The organism is Blastococcus sp. SYSU D00820 (assembly GCF_054050695.1).
In genome coordinates this window covers 14096-39174 of record NZ_JBJGZW010000020.1, presented here as the reverse complement: position 1 = coordinate 39174, position 25079 = coordinate 14096, and the positions used below count along the sequence as shown (strand labels likewise).

Here is a 25079-nt window from a genome sequence, read left to right as displayed (position 1 = left end):
CGCCCGCGACCGTCGCGAGGAGCCGGGGGCAGCCTGGTGCGCCGCCCGGTGACCGGAACAGCGGCCGCGGCCGACACGCCGCCGCGACGTGGGGCGACGCCCCGACGTCCCCAGCCGTCACACCCGTCGGACGTGACCGTCCGGTACCGGCGGAGTGCCAGGGCGCGGAAAATGCGCCCGTGACACTCCGGTCAGGCGACGGTCAGGCGACGCCCAGGTCGCGGGCGATCAGCATCCGCTGCACCTCGCTGGTGCCCTCCCCGATCTCCAGGATCTTCGCGTCGCGGTAGAACCGGCCCACCGGGAACTCGTTCATGAACCCGTACCCGCCGTGCACCTGGGCGGCGTAGCGGGCGTTGTCCACCGCCGCCTCGGAGCTGTAGAGCTTGGCGATCGAGGCCTCGCGCTTGAACGGCTCACCGCGCAGCATCCGCTCGGCGGCCCGGTAGTACGCCAGCCGCGCGGTGGCGGCCCGCACCTCCATGTCGGCGATCATGAACTGGATCGCCTGGTTCCGGCCGATCGGCTGGCCGAACGCCTCCCGCTGGCGGGCGTACTTCACCGACTCGTCGACGCACCCCTGCGCCAGGCCCACCGACAGCGCGGAGATCGCCACCCGGCCCTCGTCGAGGATGGAGAGGAACTGCGCGTAGCCGCGCCCCCGCTCCCCCACCAGGTTCTCCGCCGGCACCCGGACGTCGTCGAAGGCGAGCTCCCGCGTGTCCGAGGCGTTCCAGCCGACCTTGGAGTACCGCTGCCCCACCGTGAACCCGGGCGTGCCCGACGGGATGGCGATCGCGGAGATCTCCTTGCCGCCGTCGGGGCGGGTGCCGGTGACGGCGGTGACGGTCACCAGCTCGGTGAGCTCGGTGCCGGCGTTGGTGATGAACGCCTTGGAGCCGTTGACGACCCACTCGCCGTCCTCCAGCCGGGCGGTGGTCCGGGTGGCGCCGGCGTCGGAGCCACCGCCGGGCTCGGTCAGCCCGAACGCCCCCAGCGCCTCCCCCGCGCACAGCCGGGGCAGCCAGCGCTGCTTCTGCTCCTCGGTGCCGAACCGGTAGATCGGCATCGCGCCGAGCGAGACGCCGGCCTCCAGGGTGATCGCCACGGAGCTGTCCACGCGGCCGAGCTCCTCCAGCGCCACGCAGAGGGTGAAGTAGGTGCCCCCCGAGCCGCCGTACTCCTCGGGGAAGGGCAGCCCGAACAGGCCGAGCTCGCCCATCTGCCGCACGATCCCGGTCGGGAACTCGTCCCGCTCGTAGAACTCCCCGATCTGCGGCGCCACCACCTCCTGCGCGAACTCGCGGACGGTGCGCCGCAGCGCCTCGGTCTCCTCGTCGAGCCGGTAGTCCAGCACCCGCGTCACTCCCCCTCGGTGGGCGCCGGTGGGGTCACCACGGCCACCCGTTCGTCGAGCCGGACCGGTCGGCCGGCCGTCACCGGGAGCTCGGTGACCGTCCCCGCGACAGGGGCGGTCAGCACGTGCTCCATCTTCATCGCCTCGACGACCAGCAGCGGGGTTCCCGCCGCCACCTCGTCGCCGACCGCGGCGCGCACCACGGTCACCGTGCCCGGCATGGGCGCGGTGACGACGCCGTCGGCCGCCCCGGCCGACGACGCCGCGGCCAGCCGCTCCTGCTCGCGCAGCGCCACGACCCGCCCGCCGGCGGCCAGCCACACGGTGCCCGCGGCGTGCGCCACGGCGAACCGCGTGGTGACGCCGCCGAGGGTCACCAGCAGGCCGTCGCCGTCCGGCACCGCGCGGGCCGGCCGCGGCTCGCCGTCCCCGATGCGCACCCGGGCGTCAGCGGCCCGGCCGCGGATCCGCACCGTGGCCGGCTCCCCGCCGGGGGCCTGCAGCCGCCGCACCGTCTCGGCCGGCTCGCCGAGCCGCCAGCCGTCGGGCACGTCCCAGCGATCGACCACCGGCCCGGCGGGCTCCGCCTCGGCCAGCAGGGCCAGCGCCGCGGCGGCGAGGAACACCTCCGGCACCGGGCCGGCCGCGGTCAGCGACTCCCCCCGGCGCTCGATCAGCCCGGTGTCCAGCCGGCCGGCGACGACGTCGGGATCGGCCAGCAGCGCCCGGAGGAACGCGGTGTTGGTCGGCACGCCGAGGACGGCGGTGCGTTCCAGCGCGGCGACCAGCCGGGCGCGGGCGGTCTCCCGGTCGGGACCGTGCGCGACCACCTTGGCCAGCATCGGGTCGTAGTCGGTGCCGACGACGGAGCCCACCGCCAGCGAGCCGTCGACGCGGACGCCCGGCCCCACGGGCTCGGCCAGCCCCAGCACGGTGCCGGCCTGCGGGAGGAAGCCGCGGGCGGGGTCCTCGGCGTACACCCGCGCCTCGATCGCGTGCCCCTCGAGGACGACGTCGTCCTGGGCGAACGGCAGCGGCTCCCCGGCAGCGATCCGCACCTGCAGCTCCACCAGGTCCAGGCCGGTGACGCACTCGGTGACCGGGTGCTCGACCTGCAGCCGGGTGTTCATCTCGAGGAAGAAGAACTCCAGCCCCTCGGGCCGGCCGGCGTCGACGATGAACTCCACGGTGCCCGCGCCGGTGTAGCCGACCGCGCGGGCCGCCTCGACGGCGGCGGTGCCCATCGCCGCACGGGTGGCGGCGTCCAGCAGCGGGGACGGCGCCTCCTCGATCACCTTCTGGTGCCGGCGCTGCAGGCTGCACTCCCGCTCGCCGAGGTGGACGACGGTGCCGACGGTGTCACCGAGCACCTGCACCTCGATGTGCCGGGCCGCGCCGACGTACCGCTCGACGAGCAGCGTGTCGTCGCCGAACGAGCCGCGGGCCTCGCGGCGGGCGGCGGCGATCGCCTCGGGCAGCTCGGCCTCCGTGCGCACCACGCGCATGCCCTTGCCGCCGCCGCCGGCGCTGGGCTTGAGCAGCACCGGGAAGCCGGTCTCGACCGCGGCCGCGGCCACCGTGTCGTCGTCCATGCCGGGCTCGGTGCGACCCGGCACGACCGGGACACCGGCCGCGGCGACGGTCTGCTTCGCCCGGATCTTGTCGGCCATCGCCTCGATGGCGGCCACCGGCGGGCCGATGAAGACCAGCCCGGCGTCCGCGCAGGCCCGGGCCAGCTCGACGTTCTCGGAGAGGAAGCCGTAGCCGGGGTGCACCGCCTGCGCGCCGGTGCGCAGGGCGGCGTCGACGACCCGCTCGACGGACAGGTAGCTGTCGGCGGCCGGCGCCGGGCCGAGCCGGACGGCGACGTCGGCGACGCGGGGATGCAGCGCGCCGGCGTCGGCGTCGCTGTACACGGCGACCGAGCGGATGCCCATCGCGCGCAGCGTGCGCACGACCCGGACGGCGATCTCGCCGCGGTTGGCGACCAGGACGGTGTCGAACATCGAGCCCCTCACATCCGGAAGACGCCGTAGCCGACGTCCTCGAGCGGCGCGTTGGCGCAGGCGGAGAGGGCCAGGCCCAGCACGGTGCGGGTCTGGGCGGGGTCGATCACGCCGTCGTCCCACAGCCGGGCGGTGGCGTGGTACGGGTGGCCCTGGGTCTCGTACTGCTCGCGGATCGGGGCCTTGAAGGCCTCCTCCTCCTCGGGCGGCCACTGCTCACCGCGGGCTTCGATGCCGTCGCGGCGCACCTGGGCGAGCACGCTGGCGGCCTGCTCTCCCCCCATCACCGAGATGCGGGCGTTGGGCCAGGTGAACAGGAAGCGAGGCGAGTAGGCCCGGCCGCACATCGAGTAGTTGCCGGCGCCGAAGGAGCCGCCGATGACCACGGTCAGCTTGGGCACCCGGGCGCAGGCGACGGCGGTGACCATCTTGGCGCCGTGCTTGGCGATGCCGCCGGCCTCGTAGTCGCGGCCGACCATGAACCCGGAGATGTTCTGCAGGAACAGCAGCGGGATGCTGCGGCGGTCGCACAGCTCGATGAAGTGGGCGCCCTTGAGCGCGGACTCGGCGAACAGCACGCCGTTGTTGGCGACGATGCCGACCGGGTGGCCGTGCAGCCGGGCGAAGCCGGTGACCAGCGTGGCGCCGTAGAGCGGCTTGAACTCGGCGAACCGCGAGCCGTCGACCAGCCGGGCGATCACGTCCCGCACGTCGTAGGGGGTGCGCGGATCCGGCGGCACCACCTCGTAGACCGACGCGGGGTCGTGCAGCGGTTCCTCGACCGGCTCGACGTCCCACGGGCGGGGGTTGCGCGGGCCCAGCGTGCCGACGATCTGGCGGACGATCGACAGGGCGTGCGCGTCGTCGTCGGCCAGGTGGTCGGTCACCCCCGACACCCGGGAGTGCAGGTCGCCGCCGCCGAGCTCCTCGGCGGTCACCACCTCGCCGGTCGCGGCCTTCACCAGCGGCGGGCCGCCCAGGAAGATCGTGCCCTGCTCGCGGACGATCACCGCCTCGTCGCTCATCGCCGGCACGTACGCCCCGCCGGCGGTGCACGAGCCCAGGACCGCGGCGATCTGCGGGATGCCGGCCTTCGACATCGTGGCCTGGTTGTAGAAGATCCGGCCGAAGTGCTCCCGGTCGGGGAACACCTCGTCCTGCAGCGGCAGGAACGCACCTCCCGAGTCGACCAGGTACAGGCACGGCAACCGGTTGTGCAGCGCCACCTCCTGGGCGCGCAGGTGCTTCTTCACCGTCATCGGGTAGTAGGTGCCGCCCTTGACGGTGGCGTCGTTGGCGACGACGACGCACTCGCGCCCGGCCACCCGGCCGATGCCGGTGATGATCCCGGCCGCGGGCGCCTCGTCGCCGTACATCCCGTGCGCGGCCATCGGCGACAGCTCGAGGAACGGGCTGCCCGGGTCCAGCAGCGCGTCCACCCGCTCCCGCGGCAGCAGCTTCCCCCGCTCCACGTGCCGCGCCCGCGCGCGCTCGCCGCCACCCTCGGCGACCCGGCGCAGCTGCGCGGCGAGGTCGGCGGCGAGCGCGGTGTGCGCCGCGGCGTTGCGCGCGGCGGCATCGGGATCGGGCGGTGTGGCGCGGCTGAGCACGGGGGCATCCACGCCCCGGATGTTAACGGCGGTTCACTTCGACGTCCACGCATTCCGTACACGGCGGTTAACATCCCCGGCGTGACCGGCACCGCCAGCGACAGCGCGCTGTCGGCCGACGCCGCCCGGCCCTCCCGGCGGGAGCAGATCCTGCGCGCGGCGGCCCAGCTGTTCGCCGAGCGCGGCTCGCGGGCGGTCGGGGTGGACGACGTCGGCGCGGCCGTGGGCGTGACCGGCCCGGCGATCTACCGGCACTTCGCCAGCAAGGACGCGATGCTCGCCGAGATGCTGCTGCGCATCAGCGAGCGGCTGCTGGCCGGCGGCACCGGATGCGTGGCCGCGGCGGGGGACGACCCCCGCGCCCAGCTGCGGGCGCTGATCGCCTTCCAGGTCGACTTCGCGCTGGACAACCCGGCGCTGATCACCGTGCAGGACCGCGACCTGGGGTCACTGGCCCCGGCGGACGCCGCGCAGGTGCGCCGGCTGCAGCGGCGCTACGTCGAGGTGTGGGTGGGCGTGCTGACCGCCCTGCACCACGGAGCCGGGGTGGCCGCCTGCCGGGCCCGGGCGCACGCGGTGTTCGGGCTGGTCAACTCCACGCCGCACAGCGGCGGGCGGCTGCCGCGGGAGGCGATGGCGGAGCTGCTGACCGCGATGGCCGAGGCCGCCGCGACGGCATAGGAGGCTATGCGCCCGTTTCGGGCGCAGAAACGTGCGGAAAGCCTCCTATGCCCGAGATTCTTCAGCCGTCCGTCGGGTCGGGCATCGGCAGCGCCAGCCCGGTGCCGGCGACCAGGTCGAGGTCGGCCGTCGTGCCACCGCCGGCGGGGTCGACCCACGCGGCCTCGACGATCGTCACGGTGCTCCCGGCGACCGCGCTGGCGTACTCCGCGCCGGAGAGCTCGGCCGGCCCGCCGGAGTAACGCACGCCCTCGCGCAGCAGGTCGCTGACGTTGCCGCTGCCGTTGCGGTCGGTCAGCGCGCGCAGCGCCCGGGCGCCGGCGGTGTCGCCCATGTCGACCACCGACACCGACACGACGACGGGCGCCCCGTCGACCTCGGCGGAGTACAGCGCCCGGGCCAGGCCCGCGCAGTCGCTGTCCTCGAAGAAGTCGGCGACCGCACCGTAGGCGTGGCCGACGCAGGTGTCGTCGGTGTCGACCTCCTGCAGCATGAACGGGATGCCGTCGAGCTCGGTGGTGTCGCCCGGCTGCGGGCCGGTGTCGGCGGGCTCGGCGGGGGCCGACGACTGCGCGGACCCGCCGGCGGCCGGGATGTCCGAGGGGTCGTCGTCGGATCCGCCGAAGAGCAGCACCGCGCCGATCACGACGACGGCGAGCACGGCCACCACGGCGGCGGCGAGCAGCGCCATCCGCCGGTTGCGGCCGGGACGGCGGCGCGGCCCCACCAGCGGGACGCCGGGCGGCAGCTCGGTGCGCGGCGACACGAGCGTGGGCGGCAGCGCGGGCCCCGGCGGCGGCGTCTCGGGCTCCGGCCGGCCGAACAGGCCGCCGATGCCGTCGGTCTCGTCCGGCGCCGGCGCCGGGGCGGGCGGCGGATCGGCCGGCGCGGCCCCCCAGGACGGCACCGTCGCCCGGGAGGGCGGCGCCCCCCAGGAATGCGCCGGAGCAGGGGCGGGAGCCGGGGCCGGGGCGGGAGCCGGGGCCGGGGCCGGGACCGGGGCCGACGGGACGTAGACCGGAGCCGGGGCCGGAGCCGGGGCCGGGGCGTGGGCCGGAGCCGGAGCGGCGGCCCGGGCGGCGGCCTCGTCGGCCCGGATGGCGGCGGCCGCGACCGCCGCGGCGGCCGCCGGGTCGACCAGCGGACCGTTCGGCCCCTGCGCGACGAACCCGCCGGTCACCGGCGCGATCGGGCGGGCCGGCGGCGCCGCGGGTGCGGGCGCGGGGGGCGGCGGCGCCGCGGAGGCGGCATTCATGGCGGCCGGGGCCAGCAGCTCGGGCTTGCGCAGCACGTAGGGCGAGTACGGGAACCCCTCGCCGTTGAGCTCCTCGACCGACGGGCCGCGCCCGGGGAAGCCGAGGGCCTCCAGGGCTGCGCGGACGTCGGCGGTGGTCCACAGCCGCGGGTTGCCGACGCCGGCGTAGCGCGCGGCGCGGGCGATGCCCAGCAGCAGCGACCGCGACTCCAGCAGCGCCACCTGGTCGCCCTCGCCGAGATCACCGTCGGCGGGCACCAGCCCGGTCAGCGCGCCGACGAGCACGGTGAGCCGGGCGATCCGGCCCGGCTCGAGCCCCGCGCGGCGCAGCCGCACGGCGGCGTCCATGCCCGACCGCATGAGGCCGTCCAGCGGGGTGGACCCGCCGCCGGCCAGCTGCAGGACGTCGCCCGGGCCCGCGCCGGGGCCGATGGTCCAGGCGCCCTCGGGGGTGGCCGTGACGACGCCGGACTGCCGGTCCACCTCGGCGATGCGGACGACGGCCAGGCCCTCGGGCACGAACAGCACGGCGTCGGAGATGCGGCGGCCCATCGGGCCGTCGCCCATGGGCAGCGACGCGAGGACGGCGCCGCGCACCGCGCCGCCGGTGTCCCAGCGCGCCAGCTCCGCGAAGAGCGCACGCTCCCCCGCCGTCTGCAGCGGCGCGGGGGTGAGGGCCAGCACGTCGTCGTCCTCCGGGGTGGGGGTGGCGGGGCTGCGGCCCGGACCGCAGCCGGGAACCGCACGGCGGGCGCGCCGAGGAGCGGCCGGCGCACCGGCCTCCCCTCCGACGCTACGTCATGTGACGGGTCGGTCCCGCTCCCTAACGGGTCGACGCGCCGCCGGTCGTGGCGGGCGTGCGGGCCGGCTCGCCGTCCGGGGCACCCGGCGCCACCGGCTGCCGCCAGCGGGCCAGCCATGCGCTGCGCTCGAGCACGTCGACCGCCGTCCAGAGGACGGTGAAGGAGGCGAGCACGATCGCCATGGACCACCAGCCGAAGTTCCACGGCGGCAGCAGGTCCACCGCGTCCAGGCCGTAGCCGGAGAGGTAGACCAGCGCGGCGGTGGCCGGTGCCGCGCTCCAGCCCGGCAGCCGGTAGGTGATCGCCAGGTCGACGGCGACGGCGCCGACGAGCATGACCAGCGGCAGCACCGAGGGTGGGAAGTTCATCGCGACCAGGCCGAGCCACATGACCGCGCGGTAGGCGAGGTAGGCGCCGACGACGATCGTCGCCGTCCACCGCGCGCCGACCATCTTGCGGGCGACGACCAGGGAGAGCAGGCCGGCGCACAGGATCCAGGCAGGGTGCACCCACGAGGGCACCGGCAGCATGAACATCGTCGGCGTCTGCCCCTGCGAGGCGGCGAAGTCCAGCAGCTGCTGCTCGGCGGTGGTGTCGCCCGCGTCGTAGGCGCGCAGCGACAGGACGCCGTACTCCTGGTGCTGGTTGGGGAAGACGGCGTTCTCGACGAAGAACAGCCACAGGCCCAGCGAGACCAACGTGCGGATCCGCCCCGGGGCGGCGTACAGCCACCAGCCGCGGATGGCGCCGGCCAGCATGATCGCGGTGCCGATGTAGAGCAGCGCGTGGCTGGGGCTCCAGCTGGTGATGTCCAGCCCGTTGATCCGGTGGTTGAGGATGTCGATCGGGATGGCGATCAGGAAGGTGCCGATCCCCCACTGCATGAGCCGCAGCGCCCGGCGGTCGACGCCGTAGCCGGTGTAGCTGTGGAACACCACGAGGGCGATGACCACCGCGGTGCCGGCGGAGTTGAGCAGGTGCGGCGGCGCCAGGTCGTCGCGCAGCCACTTGAAGTGCCACGAGACGTCCCACGACGAGCCCAGCATCTTCAGCAGGAACGCGCCGAGCCAGGCGGTGTAGATCCACCGCAGCTCCTGCTCGCTGGTGGACCGCCCGGGCCGGCCGGGCGTCATGTACGCCACCCACAGCCAGCGCAGGGTGGTGAACGGGGACCGGATGGCCGCCGCCAGGGAGCCCGGCGCCGGGGGGACCGCGGCAGCGGTCGCGGCGGGGCGGGATCGAACGGGCACGTGGGGTCTCCCTGGGTCATGGGTGCGGCCGTCGCGAGCCTAACGGCGCGGAGGCGTGATTCCGACCCCTTCGACTGGCAGCGGAGTGCCGCATGCGGTAATGCGCGGGCCGCGGGGCAGACGTGACGGGCGGTGCGTAGGGTCGTCGCTCGTGGCGGAGAGCGCAGGGCACCTGGTCTGGATCGACTGCGAGATGACCGGGCTGGACCTCACCAAGGACAAGCTGATCGAGGTCGCGGTGCTCGTGACCGACTCCGAGCTCAACGTCCTGGACCCCGGCCTGGATCTGGTGATCTCCGCCGACGACGCCGACCTCGCCGGCATGGCGCCCGTGGTCACCGAGATGCACGCGAAGTCCGGGCTGACCGAGGCGGTGCGCGCCGCCACCCTCACCGTCGCCGAGGCCGAGCAGCAGCTGCTGGCCTACATCAAGCGGTGGGTGCCCGAGCGGCGCACCGCCCCGCTGTGCGGCAACTCGATCGGCACCGACCGCGGCTTCCTGGCCCGCGACATGCCCGAGCTCGACGACCACCTGCACTACCGGATGGTCGACGTCTCCTCGCTCAAGGAGCTGGCCCGCCGCTGGTTCCCGCGGGTCTACTTCGCCCAGCCGCCCAAGGGCCTGGCGCACCGCGCGCTGGCCGACATCATCGAGTCGGTCCGGGAGCTCGCCTACTACCGGCGGACGCTGTTCGTGGCCGGCGCCGGCCCCAGCAGCGCCGAGGCGCAGGCGGCGGCGGGCGCCGTCGTGGAGACCTTCGCCCCGCTGCTGGCCGACGGCGACGCCTCGGCACCCCCGGCCGCGTCGGGCGCCTGACCCTCTCGGGTATCGTTGCGCCGGTTCCCCGGCACGTCGCGGCTCCGCGGCTCGGCGGGGACCCACGGTGGGTGTAGCTCAGCTGGTAGAGCACCAGGTTGTGGTCCTGGGAGTCGCGGGTTCAAGTCCCGTCACTCACCCCGAGACGAGGCCCCGGTCAGGCGACTGACCGGGGCCTCGGTCGTTCCCGGCACGTCGAGCAGCTCGGTCAGCTCCGCGAACCGGCCCTCGGCCGCGACGGCCGCGTAGCGCCCGCCGAGCTGCCGGCGCAGCGGCGGCTGCCACTGCGCCAGGCGGCCGCGCTGGGCGGGGGTGGTCGGCAGCCCGCCGTCGGCGCGCAGCTGCTCGGCGTGCCCGGCCAGCCGGGCGGCCGCCTCCGGGTCCGCGACCGCCACGGTCTCGGCGAGCAGGTCGAGGCTCTCGGCGACGGCGGCCGGCTGGCCGATGCCGGCGGCGTTCCGGGCCGCCCGCGCGAACAGGCCGGCCGCCGCGGATCGGTCCCCGAGGGCCAGCACCGCCTGCCCCAGGGTCTGCAGCCCCGAGGTGACACCCTCCGGGTAGCCCACCGCCTCGAACACCGCGAGCCCCTCCCGGGCCAGCGCGGCGGCCTCGGCCGGCTCCCCGTCGGCGAGGCAGGTGCGGGCCAGCTGGTCCAGGCGGAGCGCCTCCAGGTGCCGGTCCCCCGCCCGGCGCAGCACGTGCCGGGCGTCGGCCAGCAGCTGCCGGGCCATCGCCGCGTCCCCCTCGTCGAGCGCGGTCCGCGCCCGCAGCACCAGGCCCAGCCCCGTGCCGCTGTCGGAGTGCACGGACCGGTACAGCTCCACCGACCGGTCCTGGGCCGCGGCCGCCTCGGCGAGCCGGTCCTGCGCCCAGCAGGCGGTGCCCAGGTGCAGGAGACTGCGGGCCTCCCCGCCCACGTCGTGGACGGCGGCGAAGCCCGCGGCCGCCTGCCGGCACTCGTCCTCGGCGGCGCGCAGGTCACCCACCGATTCGGCGTGCATGCCCGCGGCCAGGTGCAGCCAGGCGTCCAGGCGCGGCTCGTACGGCCCGGCCGCCCGCGCCGCGGCGATCCACGCCCGCGCCTCGGCGAAGGAGCCCTCGTAGGACCACGCCCACGACAGGGAGCACACCAGCCGGGCGCCCAGCTCCGGGCGAGGCCGGAAGCCGGTGAGGCAGTGGCGCAGCGCCGCGCGCAGGTCGGCCCGGGCGGTGCGCAGGTCGGCGAACCAGCCGGCCTGGTCGGCGCCGCGGATGTTCCGGTCGGCGTCCTCGGCGAAGGCGGCGTACCAGCGGGCGTGCCGGTCGGCGGCGGCCGGCGGCTCCTCCGGGTCGGCCGACAGCCGGTCGGCGGCGTACGCGCGGATGGTGTCGAGCAACCGGAAGTGGTCGTCGTCCCCGGCCGCCACGAGCGACTGGCGCACCAGGCTCAGCAGCACCTGCAGGCCGTCGGTGGCCAGACCGGCGCCGGCCACCTCGACCGCCGCCTCCAGGGGGAAGGCCCCGGCGAAGACCGACAGCCGGTCGAGGAAGCGCGCCTCGTCGGCGGACAGCAGGTCGTAGCTCCGGTCGACCGCGGCCCGCAGCCCCGCGGTCCGGCCGGGGCCGCCGCCCTCCCCCAGCAGCCGCATGCGATCGGCGAGCAACGCGGCGATCTTGCCCGGGCTCAGCGCCGCGGCGTGCCCGGCGGCCAGCTCGATGGCCAGGGGCAGGCCGTCGAGCAGCCGGCACACCGTGCCGACGTCCCCCGCGTTGGCCGCGTCGAGGGCGAAGCCCGGGCGGACGGCGGCGGCGCGGTCGCAGAACAGCTGCACCGCCGGCGACGCGGCGACGGCGGCGAGCGTCGCGTCGGCCGGCCCGGGCACCGGCAGGGGCGGCACCGGCCGGACCAGCTCACCGGCAACGCCGAGCGGCCGGCGGCTGGTGGCCAGCACGCGCAGCTGCGGGCACCCGGCGACGAGGACGGCGACCAGCCGGGCGACCGCGTCGGCGACGTGCTCGCAGGTGTCGAGCACGAGCACCGCGCGACGCGGGCCGATCGCCCGGCGCAGCTCGCCCGCGGCGTCGTCGGCCGAGGCCAGGCCGGTGCCCGTGGCGGCGGCGACCGCGGCCTCCACCGCGGATCCGGCCGGCACGGCTCCGAGGTCCGCCCACCACACCGGGTCGCCGTCGAGGGCCCGCACGACCTCCGCTGCCAGCCGGGTCTTGCCGGCGCCACCCGGGCCGGTCAGCGTGACCAGCCGGTGCCCGGCGAGCAGTCCGCGCACCGCGGCCACCTGGTCCTCGCGGCCGACCAGCGAGGTGAGCGGCTCCGGCACGTGGGAGGCGCCGGGCCCGGGCGGCGGCTCTGCCACGAGCGCGGGCGCGGACCGGTCGGCCGCCGGCACGTCCGCGGAACCGGCCGGGGCGTCGAGGGCCGGGTCCTGGCGCAGGATCCGCCGGGCGAGGTCCTGCAGGTGCGGGCCGGGATCGAGGCCGAGCTCCTCGGCCAGCGCCGACCGGGCCCGGTCGAGGGCCGCCAGCGCGTCGGCCTGGCGCCCGGCCCGGTACAGGGCGAGGGCGTGCTGGCCGTGCAGCCGCTCCCGGAAAGGGTGCTCGCGCACCAGCTGGCCGAGGTCCGGCAGCGCCTCGTCGTGGCGGCCGAGGTCCAGCAGCGCCGCCGCCCGGGCCTCCTGCGCCTGCACCCGCAGCTCCCCGAGCCGGGCGATGTCGGCCTGGGCGAACGCGTCGTCGGCCGCCTCGGCCAGCGCCGGGCCGCGCCACAGGGCCAGGGCCCCGGTCGCGTCGGCCAGCCGGCCGGCCGGGTCGCCGTCCTCCGCCGCCGCGCGGCGCACCAGCTGCTCGAAGCGGTGCGCGTCCACCCGGTCGGGGTCGACCACGAGGCGGTAGCCGGTGGCGGCGCGCTCGATGGCCAGCTCGGGGCCGACCACGGTGCGGCGCAGGTAGGAGACGAGCACGTGCAGCGCGTTGCCGGCGTTCACCGGTGGCTCGGCGCCCCACAGCTGGTCGACGAGCGCGTCCTGCGGCACGGGGTCGCCCCGGCGGATCAGCAGCGCCAGCAGCAGCCGGCGGGGCCGGCCGCGGCGCACCGGCACCGGCCGGCCGGCACGGAGCACCTCCAGCGGGCCCAGCACCAGGAGTTCCACCGGCCGGCTCCTCGACGCACGGGCGATCGCGACGCGGGGACGCTACCCGTGACAGCCGCGCGACAGGGGCGTGACAGGCGCCGGGACGACGGTCGGTGCAGCCGCGGCACAGGGCCGCGGACCACACCGAGGAGTTCCCCGTGTCCCGTCTGCTGCACGTCTCCGCGTCCCCGCGTGGCGCCCGCTCCGAGTCCCTCGCGCTGGCCGCGACGTTCCTCGACACCTACCGGCAGCTCAACCCGCTGGACGACGTCGACACCCTCGACCTCTGGGACGGCACCCTGCCGGAGTTCGGGCCGGCCGCCGCCGCGGCGAAGATGGCGGTCTTCGCCGGCAGCGAGCCCGAGGGCGCGGCCGCCGAGGCGTGGTCCCGGGCGGTCGCGACGTTCCGCCGGCTCGACGCCGCCGACAAGTACCTGTTCAGCGTTCCGATGTGGAACGCCGGCATCCCCTACGTGCTCAAGCAGTTCATCGACGTGGTCAGCCAGCCGGGCATGGTGTTCGGCTTCGACCCGGAGGCCGGCTACACCGGGCTGCTGCAGGGCAGGAAGGCCGCGCTGCTGCTGACCAGCGCCGTCTACGGCCCGGGCCGGCCGCCGTCCTTCGGCTCGGACTTCCAGGGCCCCTACCTGCACGACTGGCTGGCCTGGGCCGGCGTCACCGACGTCGAGGAGGTCTCCTTCCGCCCGAACCTGGCCACCGCCGACGCCGACGCCGCGCGGGTCCGCGCGCACGAGGCGGCCCGCGACCTGGCGGCGAAGTTCTGATGACCGCCGAGACCGTCGTCCGCGGCTTCCTCCGGGACGTGCGCTCGGGGCGGCACCCCGACCGCGCCCGCTGGTACCTCGCGCCGCACGTCCTGGCCCACCAGGGCCGGCCCGGCGCCGAGCGGGAGGTGCTCCGGCGGACCCCCGACGGCTACGCCGACCACGTGCGCGACCTCCAGCGCGACCAGGGCCCGTGGACGTTCGAGGTGCTCGACGTCTCCGCCACCGGCGGGGGGACCGTCGACGTGACGTGGCGGCAGACCGGCGCGGACCTCGAGCACGGCCGCGCCCGCTACCTCGTCGAGGACGGGCGGATCACCGAGTACTGGATCGACGTCGACCGACAGGCCCGCCGGCCTGCCGAGGTCCTCCGCTACACGGCCTTCAGCGCCGACCTGTCCGGCGGCAACCCGGCGGGCGTGGTGCTGGACGCCCGCGGCATGACCGACGAGCTGATGCAGGCGACCGCCGCGGCGGTCGGCTTCTCCGAGACCGCCTTCCTGGTCCCCCGGGGCGACACCGTCGACGTGCGGTACTTCAGCCCGCGCGCCGAGGTGAGCTTCTGCGGGCACGCGACCATCGCCGCGGCGGTCGCCATGGCCGAGCGCACCGGTCCAGGACCGGTGCTGTTCGCCACCGCGGCCGGCCCGGTGCCGGTGGCCACGGAGCGGGCCGCGGACGGCACCTGGATGGCAACGCTGACCAGCGTCCCGCCACGGACCGTCGCCATGCCCGACGGCGACCGCCGGGGCCTGCTGCGCGCGCTGCGCTGGTCGGAGGCCGACCTCGACCCGGCGCTGCCGGTGCGGGTGGCCTACGCCGGCGCCTGGCACCCGGTGGTCGCGGCGGGCAGCCGGGAGCGACTGGCCGCCCTGCACCACGATCACGACGCCCTCGGCGCGCTGATGGAGCGGCGCGGCTGGACGACGGTCGCCCTCGTCTGGCGCGAGGACGCCACCACCTTCCACGCCCGCAACCCCTTCCCGCCCGGCGGGGTCGTGGAGGACCCGGCCACCGGTGCCGCCGCCGCGGCACTCGGCGGCTACCTCCGCGAGCAGGGCCTGGGCCCCCTCCCCGCCACCGTCACCGTCCTGCAGGGCGCCGACATGGGCCGGCCCAGCCGGCTGACCGTCACCGTCCCGCCCGGACCGGACAGCGGCATCCGCGTCAGCGGCACCGCCGTCGCCCTGCCCTCCCCCGCACCGTCTCACCCCGAGGAGCTGTCATGACCGCCACCGCGACCCCGTCGCCCGCGCTCTCCCCCGCCCGTCGCTGGATCACCCACCGCCCGCTGACCGCGTTCGCCGTGCTCGTCACCGCGGGCGGCTGGCCGCTGATGGCCGTGCCGGCGCTGACCGCGCACGGGGTGCTGCCCGGCGGGCCGCTGCCGGCCGAGCCGTTCGTGCTGGCGACGCTCCTGCTGGTGATGCTGCCGGCCGCGCTGGGGGTGACGGCGGTGGTCGACGGCCGCGCCGGCGTGCGGGCACTGCTGGCCCGGGCGTTCCGCTGGCGGTTCCCCGCCGGCTGGTGGGTCGCCGTCCTCGCCGGCCTGCCGGTGGCCACCGTCGCGGTCGGGCTGGCGTCGGGCCGCAGGCTGGAGACCGGCGACCTGGGCGGGGTGCTGCTCGGCGCGCTGGTCTCCACCGTCGGCGCCCTGGTGGTGGTCAACCTGTGGGAGGAGACCGTCTGGGCGGGCTTCCTGCAGGTCCGCGTGCAGGAGCGGCACGGCTTCTGGCCGGCGGCGCTGCTGACGGCGGTCGCCTTCGCCGGCCTCCACGTGCCGCTGCAGCTGACCGGCACGGTGACCGTGGCCTCGGTGGCCACCAGCGTCGGCCTGCTGCTGGTCCTCGGACTGCTGACCCGGGTGCTGGCCGGGGTGGTCCTGGCCGGCACCGGCGGCAGCGTGCTGGCCGTCGGCGTGGTCCACGCGCTGTTCAACGCCGTCACCGACGAGGACGACCTCGCCGCCGGCCTGCTCTCCGGCGGCAGCCCGCTGCTGCCGGCGGTGGCGGCCACGGCGCTGGTCACCGCGCTCGGCGGCCTGGCGCTGCGGGCCCGCGCCCGGCGGCGGGCGTCCGTTCCGGAGCGCTGCGGGCCGCTGCCCCTGTGAGATCCTGGGAGCAGGCCCTCTCCCGGGTCCCCGGACGAGCGGCGCCGTACCCGGACAGCGACAAGACGGCGTTCCAGGAGTGCATCGTGTACTGGCTCGTCCTCGTCCTGTCCGGCGTCCTCGAGGCGGTGTGGGCCACCGCCCTCGGCCGCTCGGAGGGCTTCACCCGCCTCGCGCCGAGCGTGGTCTTCGGCGTCGCGATCATCGGCAGCATGGCCGGCCTGGCCTACGCGATGCGCGGCCTGCCGATCGGCACCGCCTACGCGGTGTGGGTCGGCATCGGCGCGGCGCTGACCGCCGGCTACGCGATGGTCTCCGGGGACGAGCCGTTCTCGGCGCTGCGGGTGTTCCTCCTGCTGGGCATCGTCGGCTGCGTCATCGGGCTGAAGCTGACGCACTGACCCGTGCCGGGTGGGACCGGTGGGGCGCCTGCGCCGAACACGCAGGCTCGGGTGCTTCCGCCACCCGGGCCGGGCTCGGACCCTGGCGACATGACGACTGCCTACGCCTACGGGACCGCGCACTCGGTCGTGATGGTCGGCGCAGTGGGGACCGCCGACGGGCTGCAGCCGCGCCAGATCGGCCCGGCGCACGCCACCATCGGCCGGGTCAACGGCCGCAGTCGCAAGTCGCTGTGCGGCGCCTACGTGGCCGTCGACGAGCACACCCCGTGGCCCCCGGAGGGCTACGAGCCCGACCAGCTGTGCCCGGAGTGCGCGCAGCTGGCGGCCCTGTAGCCCTCCGGGCCGCGGGTCAGCCGCCGGCCACCGAGGGCAGCACCTGCACCTCGGCGCCGTCCCGCACGGTCGTGTCGAGACCGGCGCCGAAGCGGACGTCGTCCCCGTCGACGTAGACGTTGACGAACCGGCGCAGCGCGCCGGTCTCGTCCCGGATCCGCCGGGCCAGCAGCGGGTGCTGGCGGCCCAGGGCGTCCAGCACGCCGGCCAGCGTGCCGCCGGCGGGCACCTCCAGCCGCCGGGCACCTCCGGCCAGGTCGGCCAGGGCGCCGGGCAGCAGCAGCGCGGCGCTCACGGCAGCCGGGCCGCGCGCAGCGACAGGACGTCGGGCAGGTGCTGCGCGACGAGGGTGAACCGGTCGCCCTCGTCGGTGCCGGCGTAGACGCAGCCGTCGCGGGTGCCGACGTAGATCCCGGTCGGGTCGCCCTCGTCGGCGCAGGCGGCGTCGCGCATGACCGCCGACCAGTTGCCGTCGGGCAGCCCCTCGCCCAGCTCGGTCCACGTCTGCCCGCCGTCCCGGGTGCGGTGCACCCTCAGCCGGCCGCCCGGCGGCACGCGCTCCATGTCGGCGACCAGCGGCACCACCCACGCCGTCCCCGGGGTGCTCGGGGAGGACACGATCGGGAAGCCGAAGTCGGCCGGCAGCCCGCCGGCGATCGAGCTCCAGGAGCCGCCGGCGTCGTCGGTGCGGAAGACGCCGAAGTGGTTCTGGGCGTACATCCGGTCGGGGTCGCCGGCGTCGACGGCGACCTTGTGCACGCACTGGCCGTACTCGGGCTCGGGGTCGGGCAGGAAGACCGCGGAGATGCCCCGGTTGCGCGGGGCGAAGCTGCCGCCGCCGTCCTCGCTGACGTAGACGCCGCCGGTGCTCATGGCGACGACGACGCGGTCGCCGGCCGGGTCGGGCAGGACCGTGTGCACCGCTCCCCCGCCGCCGCCGGGCTCCCAGGTGGGCCGGTGCGGGTGGTCCCACAGCCCGCGGACCAGCGAGAAGGTGCAGCCGCCGTCCTCGCTGCGCCACAGCGACTGCGGCTCGCAGCCGGCCCACACCACCCCGGGCCGGTCGGCGGAGTCCGGGCGCAGCTGCCAGACCCGGGCCAGCGCGGCGCCGGTGTCCTCGGGGAAGCGGATGGCGCCGGACTCGGTCTCCTGCCAGCTGCGGCCGAGGTCGTCCGAGCGCATGACCGTCGGCCCCCAGTGGCCGTACTGGATGCCGGCCAGCACCCGCGGCACCGGCCCGCGGGTGTCGACCGACACCGCCGCCACCTCCTGGGCGAGCAGGTGCGGACCGTCGAGGGTCCAGGTGCGGCGGTCGTCGTCACTGCGCGCGAGCCACAGCCCCTTGCGCGTGCCGATGGCGAGCAGGTCGGTCATGGCGCCCTCCCGGTGGGTCCGGGCGCGGACCGGCCGCGCCCTGACCTACAGACCGGCCGGGACGGCCGAACTCATCGCCGGGAGGCGCCGCCCTCCGGGTGCTGCTGCCGGGTGGCGTGCTCGTCGGCGAGGCCGGGGGCCAGCTTCTCGGCCCTGGCCCGCAGCTGCTCGGCGGCCGTGGCGTGCTCGTGCGCGGCGGCCGCGCGCTGCTGGGCCTGCTGCTCCTCCAGCGCGGTCCGCTCGAGGGCCTCGGCGCGCTCGCGGCGGGCCCGGGCGGCCTGCTCCTCGGCCGCCGCGCGCTCCTTGTCGGCCTGCACGCCGCGCAGCTGCGCCTCCTGCAGGTGCTCGCGCGCCTGCTCCCGCTTGCGGGCGGCGCCGATGCGGTTGCGCTTGGCGAGCGCCAGCGCCAGCAGCGCCAGGAGCACCACCACGGCGACGACGATCAGCACGATGACCCAGGTGTCCACGGCGTCCTCCATGGTGTGCGACAGGGACCCGGGAGGTTCCCGCGCGCGCACCGGGGGAAACGCCGCCGGTCAGGCGCTCACTTCAGCGCGCTGCCGGCCTGCCACTGCTCCCAGGGGATGGTCCAGTCGTAGATGTCGCCGTCGGCCGGGCCGAGGTCGGGGCCGACGGAGTTGCGGATCTCGACGATGTCGCCGGGGAGGCTGAAGTCGAAGAACCAGGCCGCCCGGTCGGTCGACATGTTGATGCAGCCGTGGGAGACGTTGCTGTTGCCCTGCTGCGCGACCGACCACGGGGCGGCGTGCACGAACTCGCCGTTGTTGGAGATGCGGACGGCGTACTCGACCGGCGTCCGGTAGCCGCCGGGGGCGTCCACGGGCACGCCGTAGGTGCTGGAGTCCATGACCCGGTTCCGGTTGAGCTCGGTCACCACGTGGACGCCGTTGTGGCTCGGGTTGTCGGGGCTGCCCGCGCTGATCGGGTAGTCCTGCACCAGCTGGTCGTTCTCGTAGACCTGCATCCGGTGGGTGCCGGCGTCGGCGATCGAGACGTGCTTGTCGCCGACGTGGAAGGAGACCGTGCGGTCCTTCTCGCCCCAGATCCCGTCGCCGAAGGAGACGCCGTAGAGGTCGGCCTCCAGGGTGACGTCGATGTTGGCCGGCCAGTAGGTCGACGGGCGGAAGTGCACCTCGGTGTCGCTGAGCCAGCTCCAGACGCCGTCGGTAGGGGTGGAGCTGGTGACCAGCAGGTGGCTCTCGACGGCGGCCTGGTCGGCGACCGGCTCGTCGAAGTACACGCGGATCGGCATGCCCACGCCGACGGTCTGGCCGTCGAGCGGGCCGATGGACGGCGTGGAGACGGTGCCCGGGGTGACCGTGGTGAAGGTGCTCGAGGCCTCGGTCTGCTCGTCGTCGGCGTTCACCGCGGTCGCGGTCAGCGTGTAGGTGGTGCCCCAGGCCAGGTCGGCCTCCGGCGTCCAGACGTCGACCGCGGGGTCCTCCGGCGAGTCGGCCACCGAGCCGGGCACCGGGGCGCCGGCCGCGTCGACCAGGGTGACCTCGCCGAGCTCGCCGCCGTCGACGGTGATCTCCAGCGGGACGACGGGCGAGACGTCGGCCGAGCCGTCGGCCGGGGAGACCGTGACGCTGGCGGGCGCGGCGTCGGCCTCGGTCGGTGCCCCGCCGGACGGGCTGCCGCCCGATCCCCCGTCGTCCTGGCACCCCGCCAGCAGCAGGAGCGCTCCTGCCATGGCCACCGCGGCTGTCCGTCGCATCCGGTCCGACTCCCCTCGCATCCCCCGCTGCACCCGCGCGCGCCCCGGGGCTCTCGTCGGGCCCCAGTGTCCACGCCGGAACCGGAACCGGGACGGCCGCCGCTCCCGCGGTCGCGGGGGGCCCGTCGGCGGTCGCCGCGGCGCTGGTATCGTTCTCCCCCGTCGCCGGGTCGCACCGGGCGACACGCGCCATTAGCTCAATTGGCAGAGCAGCTGACTCTTAATCAGCGGGTTCGGGGTTCGAGTCCCTGATGGCGCACCCACTCCCACTCGACGGCTCCGCCCCCAGGGCGGGGCCGTCCGGCGTTTCCGGGGCCCGCGCCGCGGCCGGGCGGCGAGACGTTCGCCACACCGCACGCGCGGAGGGGCCGGTGCGCTGCTGCGCACCGGCCCCTCGCGTTCCCCCCGTGCGCCGGCGTCCCCGTCCCCCCGGACGTCCGCGGGTCCACCGGCTGTCGTGCGGAACCCGTCGCCGGGTCCCTCCCCCGTGTGCACCGGTGCCCGCGTCCCCCCGTGGCCGCGGGGCACCGGTCGTTCCCCCGTGGACCGGCGTGCCCCGTCCCCCCGGACGACCGCAGGGCACACCAGCCCCTCGTGCACGGACCCGTCGCCGGGTCCGCTCCCCCTCGCCCGGCCGCCGCGTCCCCCCGTGGCCGCGACGGCCGGTCGTGTTCCGCTCCCCGCGGGCCCGGTCCCCCGGCCAGCCACTCCGTCCCCCCGTGCATCGGAGGTGCTGGTCGTCCGGGCCCGCGAGGGGCGCGTCAGGTCACCTCGCCTGGCCGTCCCGCTGGACCGCCGTGAAGGTGAAGTCGAGTGCGCTGCGTGCGCCGGCCACCGCCTCGTCGCTGGCGCCCGCCGGGAGCGTCGCGGTGAGCAGCAGGTGGTCGACCCCGCCGGGCTGGAGGCTGTCGGTCACCGGCAGCGCCTGGTCCAGCAGGACCCGGCCGGAGTAGACGGTCGTCACCGTGCCGCCGCAGCTCCACGCGCCGGCCGAGCCGCTCCACGCGACCGAGCAGTCGCGGACGGTGAGCTGCAGGCCGTTGACCGGGTCGGCGTCCAGCGCGCTGGACGTGGTCGCCGTCGAGGCCAGCGAGACCCGGGCGAGCGCCGCGGACCCGTCGTTGACCAGGTCGATCGGCGAGCTCTCCGAGTCGCCGGCCAGGAAGCTGCCGTTGCTGAACAGCGACAGCGACGCCGCGCCGGCGGCCTTGGTGAGGTCGATGGAGACCACCCCCGTGCCGGTCGTGGTCACCACCGGCGCCGTGCTGTCGGTGAACGTGCCGTAGGTGGCGAGACCGGCGACGGCCCCGGCGACACCCAGGACGGCCACGGAGGCCGCGATCCGGCCGCGGGTGCGGGTCCGGTCGGCGCGCCGGGCGATCTGGTTGCTCACTGCGGTCCTCCTCGTCTCGCGCCGGCGTTCCCGGCGACACAGAGGACTCTGGCGGCCCAACCGCAGGCGCCCCGCCAGGCAACCGCAAGAACGGCGCAAGATGCGCCGACCTGCGTCGACGCCCGGAGCGGGGCCGGGAAGCCGGGTCGCACCGGCGGTGTTCAGCCGGTGTGAGCGGTGCCCGCGAGGTCGACGTCGTCGTGATCGGTGCCGGCCAGGCCGGCCTCGCCACCGCCGCCTCCCTCGCCCGGCAGGGCTTCGCGCCCGAGCAGGAGTTCGTCGTCCTCGACGGGGACGACGGCCCCGGCGGGGCCTGGCGGCACCGGTGGCCCTCGCTGACCGTCGGCACGACCCACCGCGTGCACGACCTGCCCGGCCTGCCGTTCCGGCCCGCGGCCGAGGGGCTGCCCGCCGCCGAGGCGGTGCCGGCCTACTTCGCCGAGTACGAGCGGCGCCTGGCGCTGCCGGTGCACCGGCCGGTGCGCGTGCGGGCCGTGCGCCGTACCGGGGACGGCCGGTTCGCCGTCGACTCCGACGACGGCGGCTGGACCGCGCGCGCGGTCGTCAACGCCACCGGCACCTGGACCGCCCGTTCGTGCCCCGCTATCCCGGCCAGGAGACCTTCGCCGGCCGCCAGCTGCACACCGTCGACTACCGCAGCGCCGCGGAGTTCACGGGACAGTCCGTGGTCGTGGTCGGCGGCGGCGCCTCGGCGGTGCAGCTGCTCGGCGAGATCGCCGAGGTCGCCGCGACCACCTGGGTCACCCGCCGGCCGCCGGTCTGGCGGGAGGGCCCGTTCGGAGAGGCCGAGGGCCGGGCGGCCGTGGCCCGCGTCGAGGCGGCGGTGCGGGAGGGCCGGTCACCGGGCAGCGTGGTGAGCAACACCGGGCTGGTGGTCACCCCGTGGGTGCGCGCCGCCCGCGAGCGCGGCGTCCTCGACCGGTTGCCGGTGTTCGACCGGATCACCCCGGACGGCGTCGCCTGGGACGACGGCCGGTTCGTCCGCGCCGACGCCATCCTGTGGGCCACCGGCTTCCGCGCCGCCGTCGCCCACCTCGCCCCGCTGCACCTGCGTGCCCCCGGGGGTGGCATCCGGCTGGAGGGCACGCACGTCGCCGGGGAGCCGCGGCTGCACCTGGTCGGCTACGGCCCCTCGGCCAGCACGATCGGCGCCAACCGGGCCGGGCAGGCCGCCGCGCGGGAGCTGCGGCGGCTGCTGCGCCCGGTCACCCGCCGCGCCGCCTGATCGGGCAGGCTGCCGGCGTGCCCGCGCAGCTGGTCTTCCTGTCCGGCCCGATCGCCTCGGGCAAGCTCACCACCGGCCGCGCCCTCGCCGCGCTGACCGGCCTGCCGCTGTTCCACAACCACCTGGTCGTCGACGCGCTCCTGGCCGTCTTCCCGTTCGGCAGCCCGGAGTTCGTGGCGCTGCGCGAGGAGTTCTGGCTGCGCACCTTCGCCACCGCCGCCGGCGCCGGGCGGTCGCTGGTGTTCACCTTCGCGCCCGAGCCCACGGTGCCGGCCGGCTTCCCCGACCGCGTACGGCGCACCGTGGAGCAGGCCGGGGGGCGGGTTCGCTTCGTCGAGCTGGCCGTCTCGCCGGCCGTCCAGGAGGCCCGGCTGGCCGCCCCGGACCGGACGGCGTTCGGCAAGCTCACCGACGTCGGCGTCCTCCGCTCCCTGGTCCCCGCCGCGGGCCTCGCCGTGCCGGCCGAGCTGGTGGTCGACACCGACGCGAGCCCGCCGGAGCGCTCGGCCGCCACGATCGCCGCCGCGCTGGGCCTGCCGCGGGGCGGCTGACCGGAGGTCCTCGGGGTCGGATCAGGGTGCGTTCCGGGCGCTCCCCGATGTGGGGGGCGGGTGCCCGCCGACAGCATCGACGGCCATGAGCATCCCGCCGGCGCACGAGGCGGTCACCCCGTGATCGTCGCCTCCGCCCTCACCAAGTCCTACGGCTCCCGGCTCGCCGTCGACGGCGTCTCGTTCACCGTCGAGCCCGGCCGGGTCACCGGCTTCCTCGGCCCGAACGGCGCCGGGAAGTCCACCACCATGCGCATGGTCCTCGGCCTGGACCGGCCCACCTCGGGCACCGTCACCGTCGGCGGCCGCCGCTACCAGGACTCCCCCGCACCACTGCGGGAGGTCGGCGCGCTGCTGGAGGCGCGCGCGGTGCACCCCGGGCGCTCGGCGCGCGGCCACCTGCGCTGGCTGGCCGCGAGCAACGCCATCCCGGCCGCCCGGGTCGAGGAGGTCCTCGGCCTCGTCGGGCTGGAGGCGGTGGCCGGGCAGCGGGTCGGCCGGTTCTCCCTCGGCATGGGCCAGCGGCTGGGCATCGCCGTCGCGCTGCTCGGCGACCCGCCGGTCGTCGTCCTCGACGAGCCGGTCAACGGCCTGGACCCCGAGGGCATCCGGTGGGTGCGCACCCTGGCCCGCGACCTGGCCGCCGAGGGCCGCACCGTCTTCCTGTCCAGCCACCTGATGTCGGAGATGGCGCTGACCGCCGACCACCTGGTCGTCATCGGCCGCGGCCGGGTGCTCGCCGACTGCCCGATGACCGACTTCATCGCCCGGCACGCCACCTCCTCCGTGCGGGTGCGCAGCCCGCACGCGACCGCCGTGGTCGACGTGCTGCGCCGCGCCGGCGCCGAGGTGACCGTCGCCGGCGACGAGCTGCGGGTGCAGGGCATGGACACCGCCGCGGTCGGCGACCTGGTCGGCGCGCACGGGCTGCACCTGCACGAGCTCACCCTCGTCCGGTCCTCGCTCGAGGACGCCTTCATGTCCCTGACCGCCGACAGCGTCGAGTACGGCGCCACCCCCGCCGGAGCTGCCCGATGACCGCCGCCACCGCCGTCCGCACCTCGCCCGTCGCCGCGCGGCGGCCGGGCTTCCCCGACGTGCTGCGCGCCGAGTGGGTCAAGTTCTGGTCGGTGCGCTCCACCACCTGGTCGGTGGTCGCCCTGTTCGCCCTCGGTGCCGGGCTGACCGTGCTGGTCTGCGCCACCAGCGCCGGATGGCTGGCCAGCAGCGAGGCCGACGAGTCGCCGGCGGCGTTCGTGACCTGGGGGCTGATGTTCGCGCAGGTGACCGCCATCGTGCTGGGCACGCTCGTGGTCACCGCCGAGTACGGCACCGGGATGATCCGCGCGACCCTGGCCGCGGTGCCGCGGCGCGGGGCGGTGCTGGCCGCCAAGGCGATCGTGCTGACCGGCACGCTCTTCGTGGCCGGCACCGTCACCGCCGTCGCCGGCTTCCTGGGCGGCAACGCGTTCCTGTCGGCCGAGGGCATCGGCCTGTCGCTGTCGGACGACGGCGTGCTGCGGTCGCTGCTGGGCAGCGGGCTGTACATGGCCGGACTGGGCCTGCTCGCCATGGCCGCCGGGCTGCTGGTGCGGCACACCGCCGCGGCGCTGTCGATCGTGCTCGCCGTCGTCTTCGTCGTGGGCAGCACCGCCTTCCTGCTGCCCGGCGAGTGGGGCGAGTGGGTGGCCAAGCTGCTGCCGGGCAACGCCGGGTCGGCGGTGGCCACGCCGGTGTCGTTCAACCCGCAGCTGCTGGACCCGTGGCCCGGGTTCGCCGTGTTCGCCGCCGAGGTGGCGGTGCTGCTCGGGGTCGCGTGGGTGGCCTTCTCCCGGCGGGACGCCTGAGCCCGCGGCCGGCGGTGCGACAGTGGAGGGGTGACCACCCCCGACGACGCCACCGCCGGCCGCCAGCGCGCCGAGGAGTTCCTGCGCCTCCTGGACACCGACGAGCCGGCCGCCGCCGCCCTGCTCGAGGAGCTCACCGAGGTGCGGGAGCTGGTGTTCCTCGGCGCCGGCATCACCGCCGTCGCCCGCGCCGCGGCCCGCGGCCTGCCGCCCGCGCAGCGCGCCCAGGCCAACACCCGCCAGGTGCGGCTGGGCACGCTGCGCGACGCCAACCGCAACGACCCCGCCGGGCTGCGGACCTGGCTGCGCCGGGCCGGCGAGGAGGTGCAGCTGCTGCGGCAGCTGCAGGCCGCCGCCGACGCCGTCGCGGGCCAGGCATAGGGCGGGCGAGGAG

23 protein-coding genes, 2 tRNA genes, 1 pseudogene and 1 riboswitch are annotated in these 25079 nt (G+C 76.4%); of the genes and pseudogenes, 15 read left to right on the top strand and 11 right to left on the bottom strand.

Features of this window, described 5'->3' with window-relative positions; all coding sequences use genetic code 11:
• Window positions 1-202: 202 nt before the first annotated feature.
• From ACI79R_RS18405 to ACI79R_RS18395, 3 genes are read right to left on the bottom strand one after another with little or no spacing between them, the layout of a single operon-like run.
• Entirely contained in the window at window positions 203-1366 is a 1164-nt protein-coding gene (locus ACI79R_RS18405) for an acyl-CoA dehydrogenase family protein (protein ID WP_456575105.1), read from the bottom strand.
• Complete coding sequence (locus ACI79R_RS18400) at window positions 1363-3363, bottom strand: acetyl/propionyl/methylcrotonyl-CoA carboxylase subunit alpha (RefSeq protein ID WP_456575104.1); 2001 nt, start codon at window positions 3361-3363, stop codon at window positions 1363-1365. The genes ACI79R_RS18405 and ACI79R_RS18400 overlap by 4 nt, the downstream gene beginning before the upstream one ends.
• Window positions 3364-3371: 8 nt before the next feature.
• On the bottom strand, window positions 3372-4985 hold the full coding sequence (locus tag ACI79R_RS18395; RefSeq protein WP_456575103.1) for a carboxyl transferase domain-containing protein: 1614 nt from the start codon (window positions 4983-4985) through the stop codon (window positions 3372-3374).
• 69 nt (window positions 4986-5054) lie between these two features.
• On the opposite strand from ACI79R_RS18395, the gene ACI79R_RS18390 reads away from it, so the two are divergent.
• Complete coding sequence (locus ACI79R_RS18390) at window positions 5055-5654, top strand: SACE_7040 family transcriptional regulator (protein WP_456575102.1); 600 nt, start codon at window positions 5055-5057, stop codon at window positions 5652-5654.
• 61 nt (window positions 5655-5715) lie between these two features.
• Here ACI79R_RS18390 and ACI79R_RS18385 read toward each other — a convergent pair whose 3' ends face one another.
• Window positions 5716-7593, bottom strand: a complete 1878-nt coding sequence (locus ACI79R_RS18385; RefSeq protein WP_456575101.1) for a hypothetical protein — start codon at window positions 7591-7593, stop codon at window positions 5716-5718.
• A gap of 139 nt (window positions 7594-7732) precedes the next feature.
• Complete coding sequence (locus ACI79R_RS18380) at window positions 7733-8962, bottom strand: hypothetical protein (protein ID WP_456575100.1); 1230 nt, start codon at window positions 8960-8962, stop codon at window positions 7733-7735.
• A gap of 151 nt (window positions 8963-9113) precedes the next feature.
• Between ACI79R_RS18380 and orn the strand changes: the two genes are divergently transcribed.
• Together orn and ACI79R_RS18370 are read left to right on the top strand one after the other, a co-directional pair.
• Window positions 9114-9779 carry an oligoribonuclease gene (gene orn, locus ACI79R_RS18375; RefSeq protein WP_456575099.1) on the top strand — a complete coding sequence of 222 codons (666 nt, stop codon included), beginning with the start codon at window positions 9114-9116 and terminating at the stop codon, window positions 9777-9779.
• A gap of 67 nt (window positions 9780-9846) precedes the next feature.
• Window positions 9847-9919: transfer RNA gene (locus ACI79R_RS18370), tRNA-His, on the top strand.
• On the opposite strand, the gene ACI79R_RS18365 is transcribed toward ACI79R_RS18370, so the two are convergent.
• Window positions 9911-12922, bottom strand: a complete 3012-nt coding sequence (locus ACI79R_RS18365; RefSeq protein ID WP_456575098.1) for an ATP-binding protein — start codon at window positions 12920-12922, stop codon at window positions 9911-9913. The two genes, ACI79R_RS18370 and ACI79R_RS18365, sit on opposite strands and share 9 nt — an antisense overlap.
• Before the next feature lie 140 nt (window positions 12923-13062).
• Between ACI79R_RS18365 and ACI79R_RS18360 the strand changes: the two genes are divergently transcribed.
• The 5 genes from ACI79R_RS18360 to ACI79R_RS18340 all read left to right on the top strand — a co-directional run bounded on the left by ACI79R_RS18360 (window position 13063) and on the right by ACI79R_RS18340 (window position 16536).
• Complete coding sequence (locus ACI79R_RS18360) at window positions 13063-13689, top strand: FMN-dependent NADH-azoreductase (protein ID WP_456575097.1); 627 nt, start codon at window positions 13063-13065, stop codon at window positions 13687-13689.
• Window positions 13689-14918, top strand: coding sequence for a PhzF family phenazine biosynthesis isomerase (locus ACI79R_RS18355; RefSeq protein WP_456575096.1), 1230 nt, complete (start codon window positions 13689-13691; stop codon window positions 14916-14918). Before ACI79R_RS18360 ends, ACI79R_RS18355 begins: the two co-directional genes overlap by 1 nt.
• Window positions 14915-15799 (top strand): CPBP family intramembrane glutamic endopeptidase, encoded by an 885-nt coding sequence (locus ACI79R_RS18350; protein ID WP_456575095.1) that lies wholly within the window; start codon window positions 14915-14917, stop codon window positions 15797-15799. The genes ACI79R_RS18355 and ACI79R_RS18350 overlap by 4 nt, the downstream gene beginning before the upstream one ends.
• A gap of 8 nt (window positions 15800-15807) precedes the next feature.
• A riboswitch (guanidine-III (ykkC-III) riboswitch) is annotated at window positions 15808-15874 on the top strand.
• Window positions 15875-15885: 11 nt separating this feature from the next.
• Complete coding sequence (locus ACI79R_RS18345; RefSeq protein ID WP_456575094.1) at window positions 15886-16200, top strand: DMT family transporter; 315 nt, start codon at window positions 15886-15888, stop codon at window positions 16198-16200.
• Window positions 16201-16290: 90 nt separating this feature from the next.
• A complete protein-coding gene (locus ACI79R_RS18340; protein WP_456575093.1) occupies window positions 16291-16536 on the top strand; it encodes a hypothetical protein in 246 nt (81 codons plus the stop codon).
• A 16-nt stretch (window positions 16537-16552) separates the two neighbouring features.
• Here the strand turns inward: ACI79R_RS18340 and ACI79R_RS18335 are convergent, their stop codons facing one another.
• The 4 genes from ACI79R_RS18335 to ACI79R_RS18320 form a co-directional block, all read right to left on the bottom strand.
• Entirely contained in the window at window positions 16553-16831 is a 279-nt protein-coding gene (locus ACI79R_RS18335) for a ubiquitin-like small modifier protein 1 (protein WP_456575092.1), read from the bottom strand.
• Window positions 16828-17910, bottom strand: coding sequence for a WD40/YVTN/BNR-like repeat-containing protein (locus tag ACI79R_RS18330; RefSeq protein ID WP_456575091.1), 1083 nt, complete (start codon window positions 17908-17910; stop codon window positions 16828-16830). Before ACI79R_RS18330 ends, ACI79R_RS18335 begins: the two co-directional genes overlap by 4 nt.
• Window positions 17911-17981: 71 nt before the next feature.
• Complete coding sequence (locus ACI79R_RS18325; RefSeq protein WP_456575090.1) at window positions 17982-18377, bottom strand: hypothetical protein; 396 nt, start codon at window positions 18375-18377, stop codon at window positions 17982-17984.
• A gap of 77 nt (window positions 18378-18454) precedes the next feature.
• The gene (locus ACI79R_RS18320) at window positions 18455-19624 is read right to left on the bottom strand and encodes a L,D-transpeptidase (protein WP_456575089.1); all 1170 of its coding nucleotides are present in this window, start codon (window positions 19622-19624) and stop codon (window positions 18455-18457) included.
• Window positions 19625-19834: 210 nt separating this feature from the next.
• Between ACI79R_RS18320 and ACI79R_RS18315 the strand changes: the two genes are divergently transcribed.
• Window positions 19835-19907, top strand: a tRNA-Lys gene (locus tag ACI79R_RS18315).
• A gap of 507 nt (window positions 19908-20414) precedes the next feature.
• On the opposite strand, the gene ACI79R_RS18310 is transcribed toward ACI79R_RS18315, so the two are convergent.
• Window positions 20415-21041 (bottom strand): hypothetical protein, encoded by a 627-nt coding sequence (locus ACI79R_RS18310; protein WP_456575088.1) that lies wholly within the window; start codon window positions 21039-21041, stop codon window positions 20415-20417.
• 170 nt (window positions 21042-21211) lie between these two features.
• Between ACI79R_RS18310 and ACI79R_RS18305 the strand changes: the two are divergent.
• From ACI79R_RS18305 to ACI79R_RS18280, 6 genes and pseudogenes are all read left to right on the top strand, one after another.
• Window positions 21212-21598, top strand: a pseudogene (locus ACI79R_RS18305) (FAD-dependent oxidoreductase); the annotation flags it as partial.
• 38 nt (window positions 21599-21636) lie between these two features.
• Window positions 21637-22287: a hypothetical protein gene (locus tag ACI79R_RS18300; RefSeq protein ID WP_456575087.1), complete on the top strand. Its 651-nt coding sequence runs from the start codon at window positions 21637-21639 to the stop codon at window positions 22285-22287.
• A 17-nt stretch (window positions 22288-22304) separates the two neighbouring features.
• Window positions 22305-22838 (top strand): hypothetical protein, encoded by a 534-nt coding sequence (locus ACI79R_RS18295; RefSeq protein WP_456575086.1) that lies wholly within the window; start codon window positions 22305-22307, stop codon window positions 22836-22838.
• Window positions 22839-22958: 120 nt separating this feature from the next.
• Window positions 22959-23876 carry an ABC transporter ATP-binding protein gene (locus tag ACI79R_RS18290; protein WP_456575085.1) on the top strand — a complete coding sequence of 306 codons (918 nt, stop codon included), beginning with the start codon at window positions 22959-22961 and terminating at the stop codon, window positions 23874-23876.
• Entirely contained in the window at window positions 23873-24685 is an 813-nt protein-coding gene (locus ACI79R_RS18285; protein ID WP_456575084.1) for an ABC transporter permease, read from the top strand. Before ACI79R_RS18290 ends, ACI79R_RS18285 begins: the two co-directional genes overlap by 4 nt.
• Before the next feature lie 30 nt (window positions 24686-24715).
• The gene (locus ACI79R_RS18280) at window positions 24716-25066 is read left to right on the top strand and encodes a hypothetical protein (protein ID WP_456575083.1); all 351 of its coding nucleotides are present in this window, start codon (window positions 24716-24718) and stop codon (window positions 25064-25066) included.
• Window positions 25067-25079: the final 13 nt, after the last annotated feature.